Origin of the sequence: Rhizobium sp. SEMIA 4085 (assembly GCF_013004495.1) — a bacterium.
GTDB lineage: Bacteria > Pseudomonadota > Alphaproteobacteria > Rhizobiales > Rhizobiaceae > Rhizobium > Rhizobium gallicum.
In genome coordinates, this window is record NZ_JABEPH010000403.1 from 1 (window position 1) to 5,005 (window position 5,005).

Below are 5,005 nucleotides of genomic sequence, written 5' to 3' on the forward strand. Positions count from 1 at the left end.
CTGTGCGCTGTCCTTATAGTCCTCGGCGGCGTGATCGGGCCAAGTTCGGTCCGGACCAGGATCCTCCACGGTGCGATGCACCTGAGCCAGATGCTCTGGCGTGAGCGCTATTTGACGGGTTCGCATTAGATCATACCGCTGAAGGGACTGTTGCTGACGAATGATACTTCCAAGCAAAGCCGGTGTCGCCAGTTAACGCTTCGACAATGAGCATAAGGATCTTTCACCTCAAGATTCACGATGAGTGGTTCACTCGAACTCAAGTTGTATTGAGGATCGGAGGCCCAGCCCATGCGGGGACCTTATCTAACAAGGAGGCGAACTGGCGGAGTAGTCCCTCCAACGAGATTTTCGAGCCTGTTTCCGTAGCCGAGCCATAGCTGGCGCATTCAGCCGTACCGACTCGTGTCAGGCGAAATGCGATAGCTGTCAGTGGCTATTGTAGAGCGGCGGCGACACGTCTTCGGCGGCCAGATCGGGATAGAGCCTGAGCCTGATGCGTTCCAGCTCCTCCACGTTCCGCCGCTCCCGCTCCATCACCTCGATCGTCACATTGCGCCATGGAGATCCGGCCGGCTGGTCCCATACCGTTCCGCCTGATGCAATGAACTCGCAGAACCTCCTGCCCGATCTGATACGGCTGGTGATCTCTATGTAATGGTTGACGCGGTGATTCATGGAAGCCTCTCAAGCTCGTCCATGCCAAACGGTCGCTCTTAAAGATGACGAGATGATGACGCCTGCCGACAGCGCTATTCGTCGATCATCAGCAGACCTCGTTTTTTGTCGCCGTCCATGGTGTCCATCGCAGAAAAAAGGCGCTCGCGCTCGATCAGCCACGGCTTGAAGTTTTCGTTCACGTCGAGAACGAATACCATGTCCTCGGTTTCGAGATAGCCGCCGATTGGCGAGTGGTGGCCGACGCCGGCGCCAAAAATCTTCTCACGGCTGAAATTGATGATGTAGCGGCGGCCGGAATCGTTGGCTCGCTTCATATGCTCGCGAAACGCCTCGCTGGTAAGATCGCGGAGGACCGAACCGTCCCTTGTGGTCTGTGCCTTTGCGACGTCGGCGAGCTCATCAAGCGTGAGCCCCATGAAGCAGATGCCCGTCCAGCATTTTCCCGTGCCGTCGAGGACCTCGGCTTCCGTCGTCTCCTCCTCGCCGATCGATCGGAACACATTGGCCACGCTCGCCGGTCCGCAACGCGAACCGTTCGATTGCCATGTGACGTTCGACTTGAAAGTGGCGGCTACCGGAAGCATCCAGGCGCGGTTGATCAGATCCGGCGCTTGGGTGACCGAGGCCTGGATCTGATCAGGCGAAACCTTGGACGGGCTGACGACATACAGCACGGCTGCGGCCGACAGGCCGATACCAGCAATCAAACCGAAAATCCACCCGTGCTTCATCGCCGAACCTCGACGTCGATGAGCACGGACGGTACTTCAGAGCACCCGCAACAGCAACGAGACACTAGGGGAAGGCACGCCGTGGCTGCCCAAATGCGCGGAAATTTGCCGAACGTACTTCAATTTTTGCCCGCAGTAGCCTAACATCAGGCCGTGACTCCAGTTCCCCTGGGAAGACCTCCCAACCTTGGCCCGCTTCGGCGGGCTTCTTCTTGTCTCGGCTGTCCGGCTCGCAACGGCAGTTCCGGGCTGTCTCGCACGCCGGCCACCACCGTGGTTTACGCGAGGGTGAAGGGCCCTAGATAACGAAACGGCGGCAGTTCTTGCGGCCGTTCCTCAGTGCGCAGAGGCAAGCATGGATGCCGACAGAGTCTGCCTGACCTTCAATGCCGGATCATCGACGCTCAAGATCGGCATCTTCGATGCCGGCACGGGCGCCGCCCGGCCGATCGGCAAGGGAAAGATCGACTTCGACGACAGCGCGCTCGTCCTGCGCTATTGGCTGGGGGACGACAGCTTCGAGCGCCCGCTTTCGGGCGACAATGGCGATCGGTTTGCCGAGGTCATCGAAGGCTCGTTGGATCACCTGCTGGCTCAACTGCCACCCGGCTCCCTGAAGCTCGCCTCCCATCGCGTCGTCCATGGCGGCCTTCGGTTTCGTGAGGCCGCCGCGCTCGACGCGCAGACGATCTGCGACATCGAGGCGAGGGTTCCGCTCGCCCCACTGCCCCAGCCGCAGGCGCTTCGGGTGATCCGCGCGCTGCAGGATCTGCGACCCGACATTCTGCAGACGGCATCGTTCGACACCGCCTTCCACGCGACGCAGGACGATCTCGTCCGGCGCCTGGCGATCCCGCGATCGCTGCATGACGAGGGCTTGCGCCGCTACGGCTTCCACGGCCTGTCTTACAAATTCATCGCCGGCGCGCTCAAACGACAGGCGCCGGAGGCCGGCGGAAAGGTCGTGGCCGCTCACCTCGGCAGCGGAGCCAGCCTCTGCGCCCTGCAAGGCGGCATCAGCCGCGATTGCAGCATGGGGTTCTCGGCCCTTGACGGCATCCCGATGGCAACGCGGCCGGGGTCGCTTGATCCAGGCGCCCTCCTCTATCTCATGCGCAAGGGAACGCGCGATCAAAGCGAGCTGGAACACTTCCTCTATCATGCCTGCGGCATGCTGGGCGTCTCCGGCATCAGCGGGGATACCCGGGATCTTCTGAAGGACGTGCGGCCGGAAGCTGCCCAGGCGATCGACCTCTTCTGCTTCCGCATCGCCAGCGAGATCGGCCGCATGTCGGTGACGCTCGGCGGCCTGGACGCGATCGTCTTCACCGCCGGCATCGGCGAAAACCAGCCGGAAATCAGGCGCCGCGTCGCTGCCCATCTCCGCTGGATGGGCCTTCAGCTCGACGATGGCCGGAACGAGGCCAACATAACGGTCATCAGCGCGCCGGACAGCAGGATTGCCGCGCTCGTCATCCCCACCGACGAGGAGCAGGTAATCGCCGACGAGGCGCTCGCCATTCTCCGCGCGGGGTGATCCAGATCAAGAACCGGCCCGGCGCAAGCCGCTAGAGTTGAACCTGAATACGTTTCGAACAGGTGAAAACCCATGGAACAGCACGCCTCGAACACCGTCCCTTCCACGCTTTCCGGCGCCGATCTCGCTTTGCTCGACCGCTACTGGCGGGCGGCCAACTATCTCTCCGTCGGCCAGATCTACCTCTTGGATAACCCGCTTTTGCGCGAACCGCTGAAGCCCGAGCATATCAAGCCGCGCCTGCTCGGCCACTGGGGCACGACGCCGGGGCTGAACTTCATCTGTGTCCACCTCAACCGGAGGGTCCGTGCCCGTGACCTCGACATCATCTATATGTGCGGACCCGGCCATGGCGGGCCGGGCATGGTTGCCAACACCTATCTCGAAGGCACCTATAGCGAAATCTATCCGGATATTTCCGAGGATGCGGACGGCATGCAAAAGCTCTTCCGCCAGTTTTCCTTTCCCGGCGGTATTCCAAGCCATGCAGCACCCGAAACGCCCGGCTCGATTCATGAAGGCGGCGAGCTCGGCTACGCCCTCGTCCATGCCTATGGCGCCGCCTTCGACAATCCGGAGCTGACCGTCGCCTGTGTCGTCGGCGACGGCGAGGCCGAAACCGGCCCGCTTGCCGCCAGCTGGCATTCGAACAAGTTCCTGAACCCTGCCCGCGACGGCGCGGTGCTGCCGATTCTGCATCTCAACGGCTACAAGATCGCTAACCCCACGATTCTTGCCCGCGCCAGCAACGCTGATCTGCGCGATCTCTTCCAGGGATATGGCTACCAGCCCTTCTTCGTCGAGGGACACGAGCCGGCCGACATGCACAGCAAGATGGCGGCCGCCTTCGACGCAGTGTTCGACCAGATCAGGGACATCCAGGCGAAAGCGCGCTCAGGCGGCGCCGGCACGCCGCGCTGGCCGATGATCGTGCTTCGCAGCCCGAAAGGCTGGACGGGGCCCAAGGAAGTCGACGGCAAGAAGGTCGAGGGCTTCTGGCGCGCCCATCAGGTGCCGGTCTCCAACTGCCGCGGCGACGACGGCCACCGGAAGATCCTCGAAGACTGGATGCGCAGCTACGAGCCGGAAAACTTGTTCGATGCGGACGGACGCCTGAAAGACGACCTGCAGGCGCTGGCGCCCAAGGGAAACCGCCGGATGGGGGCAAACCCGCACGCCAATGGCGGCCTGTTGCGCAAGGAGCTTTCCGTCCCCAATATCGGCGATTACGAGATCAAGATCGGGGACCGTGGCAGCCAGGCGGTGCAGTCGACCGAAATTTTCGGTCAGTACCTGCGCGATGTGCTGAAACTCAATGCCAAGAACGCGAATTTCCGCATCTTCGGCCCCGACGAAACGGACTCGAACCGCCTCGGCAGCGTCTTCGAGGCGACGGACCGCGTTTGGATGGAGAACATCGAGCCCTATGACGTGCATCTTTCCCGCGACGGCCGCGTCATGGAGGTCCTGAGCGAACATCTCTGCCAGGGCTGGCTGGAGGGCTACCTTCTGACCGGACGGCACGGCCTGTTCTCGGGCTACGAAGCCTTCATCCACATCGTCGACTCGATGTTAACCAGCACGCCAAATGGCTGAAGGTCACCCGCGAACTGGCGTGGCGAAAGCCGATATCCTCCCTCAACTACCTGCTCACCTCGCATGTCTGGCGGCAGGATCACAACGGCTTTTCCCATCAGGATCCGGGCTTCGTCGATCTCGTCGCCAACAAGAAGGCCGATATTGTCCGCATCTACCTGCCGCCGGACGCCAACACACTGCTCTGGGTCGGCGACCATTGCCTGAAGACCTACGACCGCGTCAACGTCATCGTCGCAGGAAAGCAGCCGGAGCCGCAATATCTGACGATGGATGAGGCGATCAAGCACTGCAAGGCCGGGATCGGCATCTGGGAATGGGCTAGCAACGAGGACAACACGATCGCGCCCGACGTGATCAGGTCATGAGCGGGGGACGGGCCGACGATCGATACGGTTTCGGCCGCCAGCCTCCTACGCGAGATGGTACTCGAGGTGACGATGCGAGGCGTCAACGACGG

General features: G+C 61.9%; 3 protein-coding genes and 1 pseudogene. 2 read left to right on the forward strand and 2 right to left on the reverse strand.

The annotated features are described in order from the left end of the window. Window positions 1–429: 429 nt before the first annotated feature. On the reverse strand, window positions 430–678 hold the full coding sequence (locus C9413_RS27615) for a hypothetical protein (RefSeq protein WP_039844662.1): 249 nt from the start codon (window positions 676–678) through the stop codon (window positions 430–432). A gap of 74 nt (window positions 679–752) precedes the next feature. Then, window positions 753–1,412 carry a phytochelatin synthase family protein gene (locus C9413_RS27620; RefSeq protein WP_170251181.1) on the reverse strand — a complete coding sequence of 220 codons (660 nt, stop codon included), beginning with the start codon at window positions 1,410–1,412 and terminating at the stop codon, window positions 753–755. A 355-nt stretch (window positions 1,413–1,767) separates the two neighbouring features. Here C9413_RS27620 and C9413_RS27625 point away from each other — a divergent pair, with 355 nt between their 5' ends. Both C9413_RS27625 and C9413_RS27630 read left to right on the forward strand, forming a co-directional pair. Next, on the forward strand, window positions 1,768–2,949 hold the full coding sequence (locus C9413_RS27625) for an acetate/propionate family kinase (RefSeq protein ID WP_170251182.1): 1,182 nt from the start codon (window positions 1,768–1,770) through the stop codon (window positions 2,947–2,949). A 72-nt stretch (window positions 2,950–3,021) separates the two neighbouring features. After that, window positions 3,022–5,005, forward strand: a pseudogene (locus C9413_RS27630) (phosphoketolase family protein); the annotation flags it as partial.

What these genes read in the sequence shown, in the direction of transcription:
- C9413_RS27620 (WP_170251181.1), bottom strand. Translation starts at nt 1,412, where the DNA reads ATGAAGCACGGGTGGATTTTCGGTTTGATTGCTGGTATCGGCCTGTCG.
- C9413_RS27615 (WP_039844662.1), bottom strand. Translation starts at nt 678, where the DNA reads ATGAATCACCGCGTCAACCATTACATAGAGATCACCAGCCGTATCAGA.
- C9413_RS27625 (WP_170251182.1), top strand. Translation starts at nt 1,768, where the DNA reads ATGGATGCCGACAGAGTCTGCCTGACCTTCAATGCCGGATCATCGACG.